16 protein-coding genes are annotated in these 19,824 nt (G+C 37.4%); 6 read left to right on the top strand and 10 right to left on the bottom strand.

Translation table 11 applies throughout. The features are described from left to right. Positions 1-2 precede the first annotated feature (2 nt). The gene (locus tag HC176_RS06790; RefSeq protein WP_167917438.1) at positions 3-587 is read right to left on the bottom strand and encodes an HPP family protein; all 585 of its coding nucleotides are present in this window, start codon (positions 585-587) and stop codon (positions 3-5) included. Between the two features lie 123 nt (positions 588-710). On the opposite strand from HC176_RS06790, the gene HC176_RS06795 reads away from it, so the two are divergent. Then, on the top strand, positions 711-1,592 hold the full coding sequence (locus tag HC176_RS06795; protein WP_167917439.1) for a LysR family transcriptional regulator: 882 nt from the start codon (positions 711-713) through the stop codon (positions 1,590-1,592). Between the two features lie 12 nt (positions 1,593-1,604). On the opposite strand, the gene HC176_RS06800 is transcribed toward HC176_RS06795, so the two are convergent. After that, positions 1,605-2,474: a cupin-like domain-containing protein gene (locus tag HC176_RS06800; protein WP_167917440.1), complete on the bottom strand. Its 870-nt coding sequence runs from the start codon at positions 2,472-2,474 to the stop codon at positions 1,605-1,607. Between the two features lie 219 nt (positions 2,475-2,693). Between HC176_RS06800 and HC176_RS06805 the strand changes: the two genes are divergently transcribed. Next, positions 2,694-3,878, top strand: a complete 1,185-nt coding sequence (locus HC176_RS06805) for a hypothetical protein (protein ID WP_167917441.1) — start codon at positions 2,694-2,696, stop codon at positions 3,876-3,878. A gap of 88 nt (positions 3,879-3,966) precedes the next feature. Here the strand turns inward: HC176_RS06805 and HC176_RS06810 are convergent, their stop codons facing one another. From HC176_RS06810 to HC176_RS06825, 4 genes are read right to left on the bottom strand one after another with little or no spacing between them, the layout of a single operon-like run. Beyond that, a complete protein-coding gene (locus HC176_RS06810) occupies positions 3,967-5,421 on the bottom strand; it encodes a lipopolysaccharide biosynthesis protein (protein WP_167917442.1) in 1,455 nt (484 codons plus the stop codon). Beyond that, positions 5,422-6,699, bottom strand: a complete 1,278-nt coding sequence (locus tag HC176_RS06815; protein ID WP_167917443.1) for a glycosyltransferase — start codon at positions 6,697-6,699, stop codon at positions 5,422-5,424. After that, entirely contained in the window at positions 6,692-9,130 is a 2,439-nt protein-coding gene (locus HC176_RS06820) for a YfhO family protein (protein WP_167917444.1), read from the bottom strand. The genes HC176_RS06815 and HC176_RS06820 overlap by 8 nt, the downstream gene beginning before the upstream one ends. A gap of 30 nt (positions 9,131-9,160) precedes the next feature. Next, complete coding sequence (locus HC176_RS06825) at positions 9,161-9,424, bottom strand: DUF4834 family protein (RefSeq protein WP_167917445.1); 264 nt, start codon at positions 9,422-9,424, stop codon at positions 9,161-9,163. Positions 9,425-9,566: 142 nt separating this feature from the next. Between HC176_RS06825 and HC176_RS06830 the strand changes: the two genes are divergently transcribed. Next, positions 9,567-10,577 (top strand): transporter, encoded by a 1,011-nt coding sequence (locus tag HC176_RS06830; RefSeq protein ID WP_167917475.1) that lies wholly within the window; start codon positions 9,567-9,569, stop codon positions 10,575-10,577. A 25-nt stretch (positions 10,578-10,602) separates the two neighbouring features. Beyond that, positions 10,603-11,721, top strand: coding sequence for a GTP cyclohydrolase (locus HC176_RS06835; RefSeq protein WP_167917446.1), 1,119 nt, complete (start codon positions 10,603-10,605; stop codon positions 11,719-11,721). A gap of 63 nt (positions 11,722-11,784) precedes the next feature. Here the strand turns inward: HC176_RS06835 and capB are convergent, their stop codons facing one another. The 3 genes from capB to HC176_RS06850 all read right to left on the bottom strand — a co-directional run bounded on the left by capB (position 11,785) and on the right by HC176_RS06850 (position 16,474). Next, positions 11,785-13,044 (bottom strand): cysteate-C-fatty acyltransferase, encoded by a 1,260-nt coding sequence (capB, locus tag HC176_RS06840; protein WP_167917447.1) that lies wholly within the window; start codon positions 13,042-13,044, stop codon positions 11,785-11,787. 249 nt (positions 13,045-13,293) lie between these two features. Further along, positions 13,294-14,334: a cysteate synthase gene (gene capA, locus HC176_RS06845; protein WP_167917448.1), complete on the bottom strand. Its 1,041-nt coding sequence runs from the start codon at positions 14,332-14,334 to the stop codon at positions 13,294-13,296. 76 nt (positions 14,335-14,410) lie between these two features. Next, positions 14,411-16,474: a S9 family peptidase gene (locus HC176_RS06850; protein ID WP_209309679.1), complete on the bottom strand. Its 2,064-nt coding sequence runs from the start codon at positions 16,472-16,474 to the stop codon at positions 14,411-14,413. 85 nt (positions 16,475-16,559) lie between these two features. Between HC176_RS06850 and HC176_RS06855 the strand changes: the two genes are divergently transcribed. Beyond that, on the top strand, positions 16,560-16,883 hold the full coding sequence (locus HC176_RS06855; protein WP_167917477.1) for a YbaB/EbfC family nucleoid-associated protein: 324 nt from the start codon (positions 16,560-16,562) through the stop codon (positions 16,881-16,883). 558 nt (positions 16,884-17,441) lie between these two features. Here HC176_RS06855 and HC176_RS06860 read toward each other — a convergent pair. Then, on the bottom strand, positions 17,442-18,602 hold the full coding sequence (locus HC176_RS06860; RefSeq protein WP_167917449.1) for an ATP-grasp domain-containing protein: 1,161 nt from the start codon (positions 18,600-18,602) through the stop codon (positions 17,442-17,444). Between the two features lie 110 nt (positions 18,603-18,712). Between HC176_RS06860 and prfB the strand changes: the two genes are divergently transcribed. Beyond that, positions 18,713-19,823 (top strand): peptide chain release factor 2 gene (gene prfB, locus HC176_RS06865; RefSeq protein WP_167917450.1). Its coding sequence is split into 2 segments (ribosomal slippage): positions 18,713-18,775 and positions 18,777-19,823, totalling 1,110 coding nucleotides; the frame shifts between segments, so codons are not numbered across the junction. Position 19,824: the final 1 nt, after the last annotated feature.

Raw genomic sequence — 19,824 nt, forward strand, 5'->3', positions numbered from 1 at the left:
GACTAGCGTTTCTTTTGCCACGGAAAATTCACGTACCTACCTTTAACAGGATAAGATCTGTTACTTGTAATATTATTGAACACCAAAGCTACAACCAACAAGATAAGCGTTCCGGTTAGCACCGGCGCCAAAACATACCAATACCCCAAACTCTGAATTTTTTCTCCACCGATAACTGCTATTAGGGCTGCTGCTCCACCGGGCGGATGCAATGTTTTGGTGTACTGCATCACAACAATGGAAAGGCCTACCGCCAACGAAGCCGCTAACCACAAAACATCTGGGAATAATTTTGCCACACTCACACCTATAATCGCTGAAATAATGTGTCCGCCAATTAAATTTCTGGGCTGTGCCAACGGACTTTGTATTTCCCCATAAATGAGCACACTTGAAGCACCAAACGAACCTATTAAAAACAAACTCTCTACTTCAGGTAAAAAATAAGACTGCGTTACCGCTATTAAGCCTATACCAACAAATGCCCCAATAAAAGACCAAAACTTCTCTTTATAATCTACTAAGGTTTCCTTATAAATTATATACCTAGAAAGACGAATGGTTCTACTTATCTTCCGTTTTATCATAGATTTTTTTTGCAATATTAGAAAATTTAAATACTATTTTTAACCCGATGTAATTGAATGATTCTAACTTTTAATTGAAATAAAATCAAGTATCAGTTTTCAACAATATTGTAGTTTTGCCCAATGGATATAAAATATTTTAAGCTCATAAAAACCATTGCAGAAGAAGGCAGTCTTGCCAACTCTTCCTCAAAACTCTTCTTAACACAATCGGCGTTAAGTCACCAATTAAAAGAGCTAGAACTACAATTGGGCTTTAAAGTATTTTTTAGAACACGGAACAAGTGGACCCTCACCGAAGAAGGCACCGAACTGTATCGATTAGGCAACAATGTTCTAGAAAGCATTGAAAAGGGCTTAGACACCATAAAACAAATCCAAGCGAAATCCACTGGATCTATAAAAGTGAGCACCGAATGTTTTTCATTTTACCATGGTTTTCCTCATTTTATTCAGAAAATGGGCAGGTTGTACCCAGAAATAAATATTGAGCTGATTTTAGAATCTACCCATCAGCCCATTGAAAAATTGCTTTCTGAAGAAATTGATGCCGCTATTGTCACCTGCAAACCAGCAGACACGACTCTAACCAGTTTTAATTTTTTTGAAGATGAAATTTTTGCTATTATGCATAAAGAAAATACTTTAAGCCATAAAAAAAACTTAGCAGCAAAAGACTTTATGAACCAACATCTTATCATTCACTCCTACCCTCTCGAAACGGTCTCGATACACCAACAGTTTTTAAAGCCGAATAAGGTTTCTCCGCTAAAAATATCTGCAGTACCCCTCACACAGGTAGCCCTAGAAATGATTGATTCCAACTTAGGAATAACCTGTATGCCTAAATGGGCTTTAAAGTCGTTTAAGCTTTCTGAAAACTTAGTTTACAAGCAAATAGGCAAAGGTTTGAAAAGGAATCATTATTTAGTAATTCGAAAAAGCGACGAAAAGAAAAAACATATTAATGATTTTTCATCTAATTTTAAAGAGCATTTTTTGTAATAGATTTTAAAGTTAACTGAACTTACTCAACACTTTACCATCAACCTCTTTATGGCAAGTACAATTGCCTTTTTTATAATACCCTCGGCAATGTAAACTGTACTGGATACTCTCTATCGTTTCAGTAAAAAGCACATCAAATAAAAGCGCACCAAAATTACTGATGCTTATTGAAGTATCTAATGATTTTACATAGTGCCACCATTTCTTGGGAATAAAAAGTACATCTCCAGGCTCTAAAATTGTGCTGAAAAACTCAACATTTTTAAACTTAGGGTGCTTAGACTCGTCGTAATTATTAATATCTACTTCGCTTGACGTAGCCCCCAGTTCAAACTTATCACTTATATACATATTTTTGTTATCCTTGGGAGCCACCAAAACAACCAATTTTCGGCCTTTGACTTGAGCCAACAAATTATTTAAAGAATCATAGTGCAATCCTGTTACCGTACCCTCCGGGCCAATCCAAGCATAAATATTATTTTTTCTGGTAAATTGTGTTAATATGGATAAATCGACATCCTCTTTTAAATGTGGAAAGCGGTCAAAAATATTAAACAACGTGAGATACGCCCTGTCTTTTTTGTCCTTATGCTCTTCTTTAATTATACTTTCTATGTAGGTTTTTAAATTTTCTTTTACAAAGTTGGTTTCCTGCTGATTATTCGCCCCTATTTCTAAAGATACCGGATTTTTCACTTCAAGGTTTGCTAAAAAATCGAGCGTCCATTTTTCTTTGGCCACCCAATTATCGCCATATCCTTTTAGCACTACTGGTGTATTCTTGTTTAAATAATGCTTTTTAAACCGTTGTGCATCAAAATCAACTGTTTCCCCAATAGGCTTACTCTTTGATAAAATCTGATCTAAAACATCCATAAAAATAGTTTATAAGTTTTACTCTCGAAAAATATACGTATTGACCGATATAAGCAAATTAAAATGAACTTAAACGGTAATCCGTAAAATTTCAGGACTAAAAACACAAAACCATAAAAACTTGAAAAACAACATCATAAAACACCTAAAATCCCTTTTCCTTTTTTTGGCACGTTGTTTGTAAAACTTTAATCGAGTTACATTTTAAAACTATATATTATGAAAAAGTTTATATTCTTATTAGCGGGATTAGCCCTTACAGGGTTTTCCGTTAACGCAGCCACAACCACCAATTCAGAACATTTAGAAGAAATCAACATCTACAATAGAGGTTATGGCAACTCTTTCATATTTGTTGAAAATGGCATTGAATTTTCGGTATTCCCTGATGGGCAATTCGATTTTAATATTTTACATAACAACCCACGTTTTAGCGTTTCCATTGGGTCGCCAAACGTAAACTTTAGTTTTAATTCTGGATATAATTATAACGCCTATGTGCAATACGACGAATTCGGCGCGATTATTCAAATTGAAAACACCCCCATTTTTTACGATTATTACGGTAGGATTAGCCAGGTTGGCAACATTAATGTGTTTTACAATAATTTCGGGTATGTATCTCGTGTAGGCGGACTTTACGTGCACTATAACAGACGAAATGTATTTTCGCACTGTACTGGTTTCATCAATGTTTATAACAGAAACTATGTTTACAGACCTTGGCACCGTTACTATAGTGTTCCGGCTTACGACTATTGCGTAGTTTACAACAGGCCATACAGACGCTACTACAAACCTATTCGATACACCTATAGCAGACCATTTTACAACAATTACAGACCAAGAACATCTGTAGCTACTAGACGTGGACATACTATCAACAGGAATAGAAGTTATGCAACAGTAAATCGAAGTAAACGAAACATCACAAAAATTAACAGACACTCGACTTCTAGACGTTATGCCGCGCAAAACGAAACGGCTCGTCGAAACAGTAACAACATTATAAAAAGAAGCACTCCAAATGTAAAAAGGCAAGTCGTTAAGCGGGAAAACACTAAAGTGGTAAGAACGCCATCAAGGAACAATTCCCAAATTAACAAAACCCAAAGAACAAGAGAAATTGTTAGAAATACCCCTAATAGAAACAACAACTCAAGCTACCGGATTTCAACACGACAAAAAAATAATTTGGTAGCACAAAAACCAAAAAGCACAAACAAACGTACATACACTAGAAGTTCAAACACAAGAAACACCCAAGTTGCCCAACGCAAATCGGTTAATAAGCCGAGAACCGTTCAAAGACGCACCGTAAATAAGGCAACAAACAATAAAAAAACCAGAGCAGCAAACAACAGAAGCCGCTCTAATAACAATACAAGGTCAAGACGATTTTAAAAATTTTGGTTGGTTAGTTTGGAAAGCCCTGCGATTAGTTTGCCTCAAAGCAACATCGCGGGGTTTTCCCTTTTTTAAGAGGACCGTGTTAAAATTTAATATATCGTTTTAATAACGCCGTAATATCTTCCGAAAAATCAAACTTTAAAACCACAAAAGCGTAAACTGCTGTAATTAATGTTGATTTTAAAATGATATTTACAATAGGATGGAACGGAAACTCCCAAAAATAAAACAGCACTATACTAAATAAAATAAGCCCTGCTATTTTTAAAGTGAACCGTGTAAATGGGAAGATTTTAAATTTTCGGTAGACAAAGTATAGCTTAACAGAATTATACAAAAAAACAGCAAAAAAAGTAGCCAGTCCTGCACCATTGATGCCCAATTTGGGAATAAAAACCATATTGAGCAATACCATCAAAACCACCAATGCCACACCCAAAACCAAAACTATCCTGTAATAATCACTATTGAACAGGATAGCATTGTTACTACCTAATAACGAATCATAAAGTTTGGCCAAGCTAATGATAAAAACCACAAAAAGCCCTACGCTAAATTCCTCTGGAATTATGAGATATAATTGATTGATATTTAAAACAATCAACAAAAAAATAAATCCGCCAACAATAAAAAGATTTAGCGAGCTTTTTTTATATAGATCGCCCAAAGCTTCAAAATCCCGTTCGTTTAAATATTTAGCAGACAAAGGCAATAATATTTGATGCATAGCTCGCTGGGGCACGGCTATAACCGCAGAAATAAAAATGGCAACATTATAATAGGCTATTTCTTCAATGTTGATGTACTGCCCCAACATCACTTTGTCTACATCCAAAAGTATGGTGGCGATGGAACCTGCTATTATAATTAAAAATGAATACTTTAAAATCCGCGATAATCCGTTAATCTTTTTAAAAGTAAGTACTGGCCAGCGAATACTGAAAGCAAAAATTTTCATCACCAGCATTCGCAATACGTAAACCACAACAAGCCCCACCATAAATTGCTCAAGGTTTATCCATTCAAAATGAAGGGAAAACAGTAATACCATCGCCCCTGCCCTATGAAATACTTCTTTCATAAAGTTACCGAACACGGTTTTCATCTGCACTTTAGACCAAGCAAAAAACACTTCAAAATAAGCCAGAGCGATTGCTATAACCACGGTGTGCCACAAATAATCTTTAATAATAGCATTGGTTTGCGATAGAAAATTACCAACAAAATCATAAGAGGAATAAATAATAAACACCAACGGAATAATAACACAAATAGGCAAAAACAACATCAGCGTTAAAAAACTATTTACCGAAATCCGAGTTTTAAAAGTAGAATAAAATTTCACTAAAGTATTATGCACCCCAAAAGCCATGAGGGGCATAATGACGTAGGCCAAAGAGAGCATGTAGCCCACCATGCCATAATATTCGTCACTTAAAAATTCAGTGTAAAGAAACAGGGTATTTATTGCTCCAATAAAAAAGCCCAAATAGGTGGAAATAATATTTTTAAAGGATTGTAGTGCAACTATGCCCATTTATAACAATTTTGATAAAGATTGCGTTAGCGCTTTCCGGTGGTACTTTTGCAAACCTATGGGGTACGACTGTATGCCTTTATTTTTATAGGCATCGTAATACTGTAAGATAGTATTTTTTAATGAACCATAATCACTGTAATAAAAATATTGGCCAGTATTGGTTTCCTTGATGATTTTCTCGACATCCGAGCCGTTTGGCCCCAATGCGATTATCGGCCTATTGGAAATCATGTATTCGAACAATTTACCTGGAATGATGCATTGGGTGTCTTCGGAATCAATTTCAATCAATAACAGTAATTGTGATTTTTTTTGAAACACAATTGACTCTTTGTGTGAAACATAACCAACTTCATTTACATAATCACTTAAAGTTGATTTTTTAAGCGAATTCTTTACATTTTCACTCACAGCACCAACCAAATTGAGCTGAAAATCTTTTGAAAAATCAGCGTCTTCATTAATTAATTCAGCCAAAACCTCCCACAAATTTTCAGGGTTTCTTTTCGACAACAACGAGCCAATATGCGCCAAAGTGAACTTTTCGTCCATTTGAAAATCGACCGTAGATTCGTCATCATAACCATTAGTGATAACCTCGATAGGCTTATTTGTTAATTCTTCAAACTCGTTTTTTGTCACCTCACTAGTAACAATAATCCGGTCTGCCGTATTCAAAACCCGCTTTTCCAAAAGCTTATGTTTGTTTGCAGACCATTTAGTTAGTTTCAGTGCTTTATGATAACCAATGGTTGTCCAAGGGTCCCTAAAATCCGCCAACCATTTAATATTCAATCTGTTTTTCAACTGCAAACCAATTAGGTGCAGGCTATGCGGCGGCCCCGTAGTGATTATAGTTTCTATATTTTCAGTTTGAATATATTCAGAAAGAAACTTTACGGAAGGTTTCACCCAGCCCACTCTTGCATCTGGAATAAAAAAGTTACCCCGTACGAAAAGCATAAATTTTTCAAGAAGCGATTGCTCTTTCTCTTCGGGTATAATCCCCTTACTGATGGTTTTTGAGGACTTTTTCGAGAACAGTTTAGCCAATCTATAAGGTTCTTTTATGGGCTGTTTTAGTATTGTGATGCCTTTTGGAATTTCTGACTCCAAACTATCGTCAACCAAAGGATAATTGGAGTTTTCAGGAATATACACAATGGGCTCGACGTCAAACTGAGGCAGATATTTAACGAATTTCAGCCAACGCTGCACACCCGGTCCTCCTGCAGGAGGCCAATAATAGGTTATAATGAGTACTTTTTTAGACACCTTTGCCTTTCTTAAACTCGTAAAACAATCCGCCAACCAACAACAGCATAAACAATACTGAACCCGCTAATGAGATTGAACTGCCGGTTTTAACCACGTCTGGTTCGAATTTAAACTCAATAACGTGCTCTCCTTTCGGAATCGGCATGCCCCTTAAAATGTAATTAACACGCATATGATCAACCTCTTCTCCGTCAATAAATGTTTTCCAACCATGAGGATAATAAATTTCAGAAAACACTGCAAAACCGTCATTTTCATTGTTCGATTGATACTTTAAATAATTAGGATTAACCTCTTTTATTTCAATATTCGAAAGCGAATCTGAAACAACATATTTCGACTCAGCGTTTTCTAATGCAGCAGAAGCTTTTTGACTTGAATAAATAGCCTTGTTTTTGTTATCTAAACTATCCAAAGCCAGAATTTCTTCGTTGGCCGAGTTCACTTTTTCCAAGCTTTCTACAAACCAAGCAGCGCCGTTAGCTTCATCGTTTTTATACGGAAACGCATTGCCTTTTTCATCTTGCGCTACAATATATTTTGCATTTAACATATTGAGCACGTTGAGATTGTTTTTTGACACATAAAAATTAAACACTTCACTGTACCGCCTTAATTCGGCTGCATTATAACCGTTTAGCGAATTATGGAAATACGATGGTTTTGAAGGCCCCGAAACCAAATCGAACACACGATAGTACGATTTATCGTTTAAAATGAAATTATCAACCTCGGTAGCTTCAAAAGGTTTGCTCATGGCTATGCTGGGCACAAAATCGTCATTGTTAACATAGCGCCTATCAACGCCCACCAAATCAAACAAAATCAAAATAGCAAATACTCCAATCACAACCTGTTGCCTCCACTTGCCTTTCAAAAACATAAAAATAACCCCTGCTGAAAGCAGCACCAAAACCAAGCTTCGTATCGTATCTTCAACAAATAAAGTTTTTCTATCATCCTTCAGTGCATCGACAAACGCCTGACCGTAATTCTGCCTGTAAAAACCATCGTTTGCACCAACAAAATCAAATAATGAAGATTTAAACAACAGGAACACCAATGCCAATCCGCCGGTAATGGCCGTACTATATTTTAAGGCCTTCAGCTTTTCCTCCTTGCTTTCAAAATCATTAAACAAGCGCGCCAGGCCGAAAACCGCGAGCAGCGGAACACAAAGCTCTAAAAGCACTTGAATAGAAGTTACCGCCCTAAACTTGTTGTACATTGGTACATAATCGATAAAGAAATCAGTTAAAAAACCTAGGTTCTTTCCGTAAGACAATAGCAACGAAAACACGGTGCCGCCAACCAACCACCATTTCAATCGGCCTTTTACCAAAAACAAAGCGAAAACAAACAAAAACAAAACCACAGCACCTACATAAGCGGGCGCCTCAACAATGGGTTGGTCGCCCCAATACATGGGTGCCCTTTTGGCTTCTTGTGCAGCCTGCGTAGTGGTAGCGCCTAACTTTCTAAAAGCATCGTAGGTTGCGGAATCTTTCCCGACATCCTCGGCATTTCCGCCACCCATAAATCTTGGGATGAATAAATTGAAGGTTTCGGCAAACCCATAACTGAATTGGGTTATATAATCTTTGCTTAGCCCTGAGGAAACATCTTCTTTTGGAGAACCATCGGCATTAACGGTCAATTCGCTTTTACTACGCTTGCTTTCCTTTACATATTCGCTAGTAGCCAAAATATTGGTCGCGTTCAAAGCTATGGACAGCATTACCGCCCCCACCATAATACCAACGGATTTAAAGTAATGTGGCAACAACTTCTTCCTATAGGCATCAACAAGGTAAGCTATCCCTAAAATGATAACCAAAAACATTAAATAATAAGTCATTTGGAAATGGTTCGCCACAAGCTCTAGCCCCATAGCCACAGTGGTTAACAAAAAACCAAAAACGTACTTTTTCCTAAACACCAAAATAATACCACTGAGCACCAAAGGCATGTATGCTATAGCATGCGCCTTACTGTTGTGCCCCACCCCCAAAATGATAATTAAATACGTCGAAAAACCAAAAGCCAACGCTCCCAAGGCGGCTAACTTAAAATCAACTTTTAATGCAAGTAACAGCACATAAAACCCTAAAAGATAAAGAAATAAATAATCGGCAGGTCGAGGCAAAAACCGAAGCGCCAAATCTAATTTTTTAATGTAATTATGCGGGTAGCGCGCGCCCAATTGGTAAGTGGGCATTCCTCCAAAAGCGGCGTTGGTCCAATAGGTTTCTTCACCGGTTTCGGCTTTAAAATCCTTTTGTTGTTTACTCATACCAATAAACTGTACAATATCGTTTTGGTATATCGCCTTACCCTGTAAAACGGGATAGAAATAAGCTAGAGACACAACAACAAACCCTAATAAAATAAGTATGTGCGGAAGAAATCTTTTAAAAGAAAATGGCATGGATTTTTTTTAAGAAAATGAAATCGAAAATTAATCAATTTCTTCGAAATCGACATAATCCCCAACCTCTTTATTTGAAGTTTTCCTATTCGGGATTTTATCAATGGTTACCTCACCTTCTTTTTTTACATTTTCTCTTCTGTTAGTATTTTGAAAGTTACCGAACTGACCTCCAAAGCGTTCCTCTGCTTTTTTTGCGGCATATTTCACTAAAAAAGGCGCAAAAATCCTTGATAATATTTTTATGCCATAATAAACCAGAGCTATAATGAGTATGGTTCTTAATAAACCCATTTTCTTTTTGTTTGAAATTTATAACAAAAATACAATTCTACTGGTTTAATTACAGTTGAAAAATGATAAAAAATCTATAAAATATCTATATTTGGAAATGCTTTTAACCAAAATCTCACAAGATTTAGCAAACCTACAATTTATGACCCCATCGAAATCTGCTTTACTCGTTTTATTAAGCCTCACAGCTCTCCAAGGCTTTTCGCAATATACAGATGTTATTAATTCCAACCGCCCCGGTGTTTCACGGAGCGCCTTTTCAGTAGGCACCAATGTAGCCCAATTGGAAGTTGGTCCCTATATCATTAAAGAAGAGCGCACTCCTGCCCCAGCATACGATGTTTCCGGTTTCGGAATTGATTTTGCCGCTCGCTACGGACTGTTTTTTGAACAACTGGAAATTAACATTGAAGGCACCTACCAAAATGACACCAAAACATTTGCATCGAACTTTAATGCTGAAGAAGAACGCGCCAATTTTAAGTTTGCAGCCATTGGGGCAAAATACCTACTTTACGACCCTTATAAAAATGCAGAAGAAGACAAACCCAATCTTTACAGCTGGAAAGCCAACCGGCAATTTAAATGGAAAACCTTAATTCCTGCCGTTGCCATTTATGCGGGTGCTAACTATGATACCGAAAACAACCCATACACCGCCCCCGGCATTGAAGGTTTTAGCCCGAAAGTGATGATTGCCACCCAAAACAACTTTTCGGGCGGATGGGTTTTTGTGATGAATCTGATTAAAGACCGCATCGGTACCGACCAGTCCGATTTTCAATATATTTTAACCTTAACGCATTCTTTCAGTCCGAAATGGGTTATTTTTGGCGAAACACAAGGCATTAAGAGCGATTTTTATGCCGACAATCTGTTTAGGTTTGGTGGCGCCTACTTGCTTGGGAAGGATTTCCAATTGGATACGGCACTAACTTTCAACACCAAAGACACACCTTCTGTTTTCAGTGTGAATTTTGGAATGTCTTACCGTCTAGACTTCCATAAAGATAAAGAAGTGGATAATGGCACCTCAATGGAAGATGAACTACAACGACGAAACAACCGAAACAGAGCCTCAAAAAAACACAAAAAAGATGATGCCAGTGAGCCGGTCCAAAGAAGAAAAAAAACAGAAATAGATTTCAACTAACATAAAACCAACACTGCCAAACACAATGGTAATACTCAAAGAAGTAAAAACGAAAAAAGAGCTTAAAGCTTTTGTGAAATTTCCATTTAAACTCTATAAAGACTCTAAATATTGGGTTCCTCCTATTATCAGCCAGGAAATGAAAACCTTCGACAAGAATGAAAACCCTGTTTTTAATGATGCCGAAGCCCGCTTATTTCTTGCCTACAAAAACAACGAAATTGTTGGCCGAATTGCCGCCATTACCAACTGGCTGGAAATAAACGGGCAAAACCAACGAAAAATGCGTTTTGGATGGTTCGATTTTATTGATGATTTAGAAGTATCGAAAACCCTGCTCGAGCAAGTAGAAGCCATTGGAAAGGAACACAACTTAGATTTTGTTGAAGGCCCCGTTGGATTTTCAAATTTAGACAAAGTTGGGGTATTAACAGAAGGGTTCGACACCATAGGCTCCATGATTACTTGGTACAACCATCCGTACTACCAAAAACATTATGAAGCAGCAAACTATAAGATTGAGAAATCTTATGGAGAGAGCCGATTTCCATTTTCAAATGTAAAACCAGAGTTTTTCCTCAAGGCGAACGAACTTATAAAAAGACGATATAAAGTGAAAGCCATAGACTTCACGTCGACAAAAGATGTGATGCCTTATGCCGACAAAATGTTCGACCTTTTTAACGAAACCTACGCCAAACTTTCGTCGTTTGTTGCTATTAACGACATCCAAAAAGCGTATTTCAAAAAGAAATTCATCGGTTTCATCAACCCTGAATACATCAAGTTTGTAATGGATGAAAACGACGAAATGATTGCTTTCGCCATTGTGATGCCATCGTTTTCAAAAGCTCTGCAAAAAATGAATGGAAAGCTGTTTCCGTTTGGTTTCCGCCATATTCTTCATGCTAAAAAACACAGTAAAGATGCTAGTTTTTACTTGATTGGGGTACACCCCGATTACCAAAACAAAGGGGTGCACGCCGTTATTTTTAACGAATACTACCACACCTTTAAACAGAAAGGCATTGAAATGTGCTACAGAACGCCCGAGTTGGAAGACAATGAAGCCATAAAGAAAATATGGAAACATTTTAATCCAGAAGTTTACAAACGCAGAAAAACCTTTAGGAAAGATTATTAAGCATAAAAAAAAATCCGATTCAATTAATGAATCGGATTTTTTTATTCTATATAAACTCTTCTCTTACTCGCCCATAGCAGCCATTACTGCTGCAGAAAGACGCTTGTATGTTCCGTTGTTCAATCGGTCTCTAATAGCATCAAAAGCATCAAGTGTTTCACGCACATCCTCTAAAGTATGTGTTGCTGTAGGAATTAAACGAAGTAAAATCATTCCTTTAGGTATCACCGGATAAACCACTATAGAACAGAATATTCCATAGTTTTCACGCAAGTCCTTAACCAAAGCCATGGCCTCAGGAATGCTTCCTTTTAAATATACCGGCGTTACACAACTTTGGGTGGTTCCTATATCAAAACCACGCTCCTTTAAACCTGATTGCAATGCATTGACATTCTCCCAAAGCTTCGCTTTTAACTCGGGCATAGTTTTTAACATTTCCAAACGTTTCAATGCACCAACTACCAATTGCATTTGCAATGATTTGGCGAACATTTGCGAGCGTAAATTGTACTTTAAGTAGTCGATAATTTCTTGGTCACCGGCAATAAAAGCTCCTGTACTAGCCAACGATTTTGCAAAAGTAGCAAAGTACACATCGATATCGTCCTGAACACCTTGCTCTTCGCCTGCTCCTGCTCCTGTGGCACCTAAAGTACCGAAACCATGGGCATCATCAACAAACAATCTAAATTTGTATTTCTTTTTAAGTGCGGCTATTTCTTTTAACCTTCCTTGCTCTCCACGCATACCAAACACACCTTCAGAAATCACCAAAATTCCTCCTCCAGTTTGCTCGGCCATTTTTGTGGCACGCTCCAAATTCTTCTCTAAACTCTCTACATCGTTATGTTTGTATGTAAAGCGTTTCCCCATGTGAAGGCGAACCCCATCAATAATACAGGCATGGGCATCTACATCGTAAACAATAATATCGTCTTTGGCCACAAGTGCATCAATTGTAGACACCATACCTTGGTAACCAAAGTTTAAAAGATAAGCTGCATCTTTTTTTACAAAGGAAGCCAATTCATCTTGAAGTTTCTCGTGCAAATCGGTATGCCCAGACATCATTCGTGCTCCCATAGGGTAAGCCGACCCGTATTGAGCGGCCGCTTCAGCATCTACTTTTCTTACCTCTGGGTGATTGGCCAGGCCTAAATAGTCATTTATACTCCAAGTAATCACTTCTTTTCCTTGAAATTTCATTCGGTTAGAAATTTCTCCTTCCAATTTAGGAAACACAAAGTAACCTTCGGCTTGGGACGCCCATTTTCCTAATGGCCCTTTGTCTTTGTAAATCTTATCAAATAAATCCTTCATTTACTAAAATCTTCTTATTGCTAATTAAAGTTAAAACGTAACCACAACCAAATAAACGCTTTATGGGAATACAACACCTGGTGTTTAGAAAATTCAAAGAAAGCTTTAGCTCTTAGTTAGTTCGTGCAAAATTAAATATTTATCTGCTTTGAACATAATTTTTATTGTTCAATTATCGATAAAATAAAAAAAGAGATGCTATTTTGCTGTTGTTGCAAAAACACCTCTTTCATTTGCTTGATATTTCTCTTATTTTATGTACTGAATGTTTTGCGCCGAAGCCTCATTAACACTGTCAAAGAAACCTTGGTCTTCCATCCACTTATCACTATAAACCTTGCTCATATAACGTGCGCCGTGATCGGGATAAACCACCACCACATAATCATCTTTTTTAAACCGATTTTCCTCTCCTAACTGCAATAAAGCCTGCGTTGCTGCACCGGAAGTGTATCCAACAAACATACCTTCGGTCTTTGCAATTAATCTCGCTGTATGCGCACTATCTTCATCAGTTACTTTTACAAACTCATCAATAACATCGAAATCCGTGGCCGCTGGAATTAAATTCTTCCCTAAACCTTCAATTCGGTATGGGTAAATCTCCTTTTCATCAAACTCGCGGGTTTCGTGGTATTTTTTCAATACTGAGCCATAGGCATCTACACCAATAATTTTAATATTGGGGTTTTGCTCCTTCAAGTACTTCGCTGTCCCCGAAATAGTCCCACCTGTACCACTACAAGCTACCAAATGCGTGATTTTCCCTTCGGTTTGCTTCCATATTTCTGGTCCTGTGGAATGGTAATGAGCATCAATATTCAACTGATTGAAGTATTGATTAATATAAATAGATCCCTTCATTTCCTCATGGAGCCTTCTGGCCACCTGATAATATGAACGTGGATCATCTGCACTAACATGCGCCGGACAAACATAAACCTTTGCCCCCATGGTTTTTAGCATATCAATCTTATCTGGCGACGATTTTGAACTTACCGCCAAAACACAATCGTAGCCCTTTATGATACTCACCATAGCTATACTGAACCCCGTATTACCGGAAGTAGTTTCTATAATGGTATCACCAGGAGAAAGAATGCCTTGTTTTTCGGCTTGTTCAATGATGTAAAGTGCTATTCTGTCTTTTGAAGAATGCCCCGGATTGAAAGATTCAACCTTTGCATAAAAATCGCCATCAAATTTGGAAGCTATTCTATTGAGTTTAACAAGCGGTGTGTTGCCTACTAAATCTAATACATTATCAAATACTTGATTTCTGTGTTCCATATAAGCTTTTTAAAAACTGCCCATTTTTTCAAATGAAAATGCAGCCTAAAATCGAACAAAAATAAAACTTTTTTTTTTACTGACCATGAATTCCTTCTAAATCTAGTAAAAAGGCGTACTCTAGGGCCACTTCCTTTAAACTCTCAAAACGCCCTGAAGCACCACCATGCCCTGCATCCATATCGGTGTGCAACAACAATTTGTTATCGTCTGTTTTAAGTTCCCTTAATTTGGCCACCCACTTTGCTGGCTCCCAGTATTGCACCTGCGAATCGTGTAAACCGGTGGTAACCAACATATTTGGATATTCTTTGGCTTCTACATTATCATAAGGTGAATACGACTTCATATAATCATAAAATTTCTTTTGATTGGGGTTTCCCCATTCGTCATATTCTCCAGTTGTTAAAGGGATAGTGTCATCTAACATGGTAGTTACTACATCGACAAACGGTACTGCTGCCAAAACCCCGTTATAAAGTTCAGGGTTCATATTAATTACAGCCCCCATAAGCAACCCTCCTGCCGAACCGCCATAAGCGTACAAATGCTTATTGGATGTATATTTTTCTGCGATTAAGTATTTTGAGCAATCAATAAAATCGGTGAAGGTGTTCTTTTTGGTCAACAATTTTCCGTTTTCGTACCAATCGCGCCCCAAATATTCACCCCCACGAATATGTGCAATGGCGTAAATGAACCCGCGATCCAATAAACTCAATCGGATGCTAGAAAATGAAGGATCTATGGTAGAGCCGTAAGAACCATAAGCGTATTGCAACAACGGATTGGAGCCATCCAGCTTCACTCCTTTTCTGTACACCAACGAAATAGGGATTTTCACCCCATCTCTTGCGGCAGCCCATACACGCTTTGATTCGTAGTTTTCTTTGTTAAACGTACCGCCTAAAACTTGTTGTTCTTTTTTTATTTCACTTTGTTTCGTTTCGAAATTATAATCGATAACCGCAGTTGGGGAGGTTAAGGAGTTGTACACATAACGAAGCACCGGGCTTTCAAAATCGGGATTATTCCCCACGTAAGCCGTATAAGTTTCAGAATCGAACGGTAAGTAATAGTCTTCACTACCGTCCCAACTCATTATTCGTAATTTATTGAGTCCGTTTTCCCGCTCATTCAGCACCAAATAATTTTTAAAAATTTCGATATCCTCTAAAAGCACTTCTTTTCTGTGCGGAATAACGTCTTTCCAATGTTCAATTCCTGTATTATTTTCATCGGTTTTTGAAAGTTTGAAATTGGTAGCACCATCGGCATTCGAAATAATATAGAAACTATCGTTATAATGAGATACCGAATATTCCATATCGGGCATACGCTCTTGAATGACCCTAAAATCGCCATTCGGCGTATCGGCATTAAGCACCCTGTATTCAGAAGACAACGTGCTAGACGAGCCAATAACAATGTACTTTTTCGATTTACACTTATACACAAACGTATGGAAAGTTTCATCGGTTTCGTGGTACACCTCTACATCAGTTTTGGTATCAGTATGCAATTCGTGCTTAAAGATTTTATGCGAACGAAGGGTTACTTCGTCCTTCATCGCATAAAACAAAGTTTTGTTATCGTTGGCCCAAACCACACTACCGGTGGTATTCAAAATTTTATCGGAGAACACCTCGCCTGTCACTAAATTTTTAACCTGAATGTTGTATTGGCGCCTGCTCACGGTATCCACCGAAAAGGCCGCCATGGTATTATCGGGACTAATGGCTATACTTCCTAAATTAAAATAAGCGTGTCCATCAGCCATTTGGTTACAATCGAACAAAATTTCTTCCGGTGCATCCAAAGAGTCCTTTTTTCGAGCATAAATAGGGTAATCCTTTCCTTTTTCGTAACGCGTTAAATACCAGTATCTGTTGAGTTTATATGGCACCGAAGTATCATCTTCCTTTATCCTGCCTTTCATTTCTTCAAACAACTGCTTTTGAAACGCCTCGGTGTGCTCCATTTGCTGCTTCGTATAAGCGTTTTCAGCATTTAGGTAGTCTATAACCTCGGGGTTTTCGCGATCGTTCAACCAATAATAATTATCTATTCTGGTATCGCCATGAATACTTAATGTTTGAGGTATTTTTTTTGCTACAGGCGCTTGTATGATAGTTTTCAATGGAAACAATTTTATTCTTCAAATTTAAGGGCTCAAAAATAGGAAATTTATATAGTTTTGCATGATAACCTTAAAATTAAAAGATATGTTTGGTGATATGATGAATATGATGGGCAAATTAAAAGAAACCCAAAAGAAAGTTGAGGAAACCAAAAAGCGATTGGATACTGTTTTGGTTGATGAAAGCAGTAACGACGGAAAGTTAAAAATTACTTTAACGGCCAACCGAACCATAAAATCTATTGAAATGGCCGACGAATTGCTTGAAGACAAAGAGCAGCTTGAAGACTACTTAATCCTTACCCTAAACAAAGCCATTGAAAAAGCTACCAAAGTGAATGAAGCCGAGCTGGCAGCGGTAGCTAAGGAAGGCATGCCTAATATTCCGGGGATGGATTTGTTTAAGTAGAATACCCAAAATATTTTTTTGATAGACTTAATTTCAAGTTCAGTTTCTTAGATTTTCAAGTGAATCCTTTTATAGGTGTTCTTTCTAACTTAGGCGTTTTACTATGGTGTTGCGCTGCATGCATTTACTTCTTTTCAGGAATAATCATTTATAATTCACAAAGAAAACATGCTTCATTCTTATTATACTCTGGGGTTTTCACAACAATTTTATTGTTCGATGATTTTTTTATGATTCACGATTATGGCATATTTTACATCCTTCCTTACAGCTTTTCAGAAAAAATCATATTCGTATTATATGCGTCTTTTGCCTTTTGGTATATCATTAAACTTTATAAAACCATTTTAATGACAAACCATCATTATATTCTGCTCGCCGCACTTGCTTTTTTAGGGTTATCGATGGTTATCGACACTATTTTTGAGAGTAAAGGTTTAGAATATTTTATAGAAGACAGTCTTAAGTTTGTAGGAATAATAAGCTAGACTATTTTTTTTTATCGCAACTTCATACAAATCCGTAACAAAGGAAATCACCAGGTAAAACTAGCGCCCTTTAGTTAGCCCAAATACTTTTCAACTTATTAAAAACAATATTCAACATAGGTTTTGGATCTGTTAAATAATATTTTAATGGCGTATTTCCAAGAATAAATTTTAGGTTGAATACAAACCACTTGTTCTTTTTTATGGATTTACTCAATCCTATTAAATTTAAAAACTTAGTTTGTTGAAACTTCGGCTGGTTAAACTCAACTCCCAAAAAGGACAAGCAGTACAAAAAAGGGAAATTTATACCAGCAATTTCGGAAGCTTCGGTGGTTTCCCAAAACCTAGGGTTGATTTCAACAACTTTGTAGCTCCCATCGCTTTTGTCGTACCGCATATCTATATGGGCCACACCATTCCAATCTAATGATTTCATTAAACGCTTCACCACGCTAAACATGTCATCCCTGTATAAAAATTCAACCCCTACATTGGGCCCAAATTTTTCAGTCCCAGCTAAAAAGCCTTTTTGAATGGTATATGCCAAAATTTCTCCTTTTTTACACAAAACGCTGCAATCAATATCGTAACCTTCAATGTAACTTTGAATCAAATAAGGCACTTCCATGCTATTTGAAGAATAAAACGACCGCATGGAATCTTCATCTTCAAATTTATGGATACCACGGCCACCTCCATAGCCCTCAAGGGGTTTTAATATAACGGGGAACTCTATTGGTGATTTTTTGCAAATCTCGTATTTTTCAAACAGAAACGTACTTGGAGCGGGAACACCATGCTCTTTCATATGCTGAGCCAAAGCGCCTTTGTTGTTCGATAGCAAAAAATGCTCTAAACTGGGCAAAAACACTAGCTTTTCATTTTGTAGAATTTGATTTTTAAATTTAATTGCAGCCTGTATCCCAAACTCATCAAAAGGTAAAATAACATCTATCTTAAACCTTTTCATTTCTGTGTTTAAGTTAGCAATCCATTCCTCTTCTGATTTTGCCTTTGGGTAACAAGAAAAGTTTTTGATTTTATTCGATTTTCTAACCTCTGCCTTCGGGTTATTTGAAATCACATAGATATCTATCCCTCTTTTTCGGGATAAACAATTTACTACAAAGGGCATCAAGTTACTATCGCCTTCGGGAAGTAACACAGAAAATTTAGTATAGCTTTTTTTCATGTAAACTGGTAGCGAAGCACTTAAATCTGGCTTCAATTTATTTTTATTCAACCGAAAAATAGTAATTATATTTAACAGTAAAAACAAAAGCTAGATAATCCAACTTTCTACCCATTAAACACTATTTTTGCAAAAAACAAATTATAATGATAACATCCGATCAAATTAAAGATCTTAACACCCGCCTAGACAAACTTAGGCACTATCTTTGACATTGATGCCAAACTGATAGAAATACAAAACGAAGAAGAACAAACCTTCGACCCCAATTTTTGGAACGACTCCAAACAGGCCGAACTGGTCATGAAATCACTCAGGGAGAAAAAAAGTTGGGTTAAAGACTACAACGATTCAAAAACTTTAGTGGACGACCTCGAAGTTCTTTACGAGTTTTTCAAAGAGGAAGAAGCTAGTGCTGAAGACGTAGAAAATAAGTTTGAGGAAGCCTTAGAGCTTATTGAAAATCTGGAATTCAAAAACATGCTTTCTGACGAGGGAGATAGTCTGAGCGCCGTGTTACAAATTACAGCTGGTGCCGGTGGTACCGAAAGCTGCGATTGGGCCAGCATGCTTATGCGCATGTACTTGATGTATGCCGAAAAAAATGGATTTAAGGTAAAAGAACTCAACTTTCAGGAAGGTGACGTGGCTGGTATCAAAACCGTTACTTTAGAAATTGAGGGCGATTTTGCCTTTGGTTGGCTAAAAGGCGAGAACGGCGTTCACCGTTTGGTACGTATTTCCCCGTTTGACAGTAACGCCAAACGCCACACCAGTTTTGCCTCTGTATATGTTTACCCATTGGTTGATGACACCATTGAAATTGAAATCAACCCTGCCGATATCGAAATCACCACAGCCCGTTCCAGCGGTGCTGGCGGACAGAACGTAAACAAAGTGGAAACCAAAGTGCAGTTAACGCACAAGCCCACGGGCATTCAAATATCCTGTTCAGAAACCCGTTCGCAGCACGACAACCGCGCCCGGGCCATGCAAATGCTTAAATCACAGTTATACGAAATCGAACTGCAAAAGCAAATGGAGCAGCGCGACGATATTGAAGCCGGAAAAATGAAAATTGAATGGGGCAGCCAGATTCGAAATTATGTGATGCATCCATATAAATTAGTGAAAGACGTTCGCACCGGGCACGAAACTGGAAATGTAGATGCCATTATGGATGGCAACATTGATGCCTTCTTAAAATCATATTTAATGATGATGGGCCAAAAAGAAGAAGACTCCTCTACCCTATAAT

The sequence above is a fragment of the Tamlana crocina genome (assembly GCF_012037625.1).

Bases quoted from the DNA above. Each gene is read 5' to 3' on its own strand.
- HC176_RS06790 (WP_167917438.1), bottom strand. From the start codon at position 587: ATGATAAAACGGAAGATAAGTAGAACCATTCGTCTTTCTAGGTATATA.
- HC176_RS06795 (WP_167917439.1), top strand. From the start codon at position 711: ATGGATATAAAATATTTTAAGCTCATAAAAACCATTGCAGAAGAAGGC.
- HC176_RS06800 (WP_167917440.1), bottom strand. From the start codon at position 2,474: ATGGATGTTTTAGATCAGATTTTATCAAAGAGTAAGCCTATTGGGGAA.
- HC176_RS06805 (WP_167917441.1), top strand. From the start codon at position 2,694: ATGAAAAAGTTTATATTCTTATTAGCGGGATTAGCCCTTACAGGGTTT.
- HC176_RS06810 (WP_167917442.1), bottom strand. From the start codon at position 5,421: ATGGGCATAGTTGCACTACAATCCTTTAAAAATATTATTTCCACCTAT.
- HC176_RS06820 (WP_167917444.1), bottom strand. From the start codon at position 9,130: ATGCCATTTTCTTTTAAAAGATTTCTTCCGCACATACTTATTTTATTA.
- HC176_RS06825 (WP_167917445.1), bottom strand. From the start codon at position 9,424: ATGGGTTTATTAAGAACCATACTCATTATAGCTCTGGTTTATTATGGC.
- HC176_RS06830 (WP_167917475.1), top strand. From the start codon at position 9,567: ATGACCCCATCGAAATCTGCTTTACTCGTTTTATTAAGCCTCACAGCT.
- HC176_RS06835 (WP_167917446.1), top strand. From the start codon at position 10,603: ATGGTAATACTCAAAGAAGTAAAAACGAAAAAAGAGCTTAAAGCTTTT.
- capB (WP_167917447.1), bottom strand. From the start codon at position 13,044: ATGAAGGATTTATTTGATAAGATTTACAAAGACAAAGGGCCATTAGGA.
- capA (WP_167917448.1), bottom strand. From the start codon at position 14,334: ATGGAACACAGAAATCAAGTATTTGATAATGTATTAGATTTAGTAGGC.
- HC176_RS06855 (WP_167917477.1), top strand. From the start codon at position 16,560: ATGTTTGGTGATATGATGAATATGATGGGCAAATTAAAAGAAACCCAA.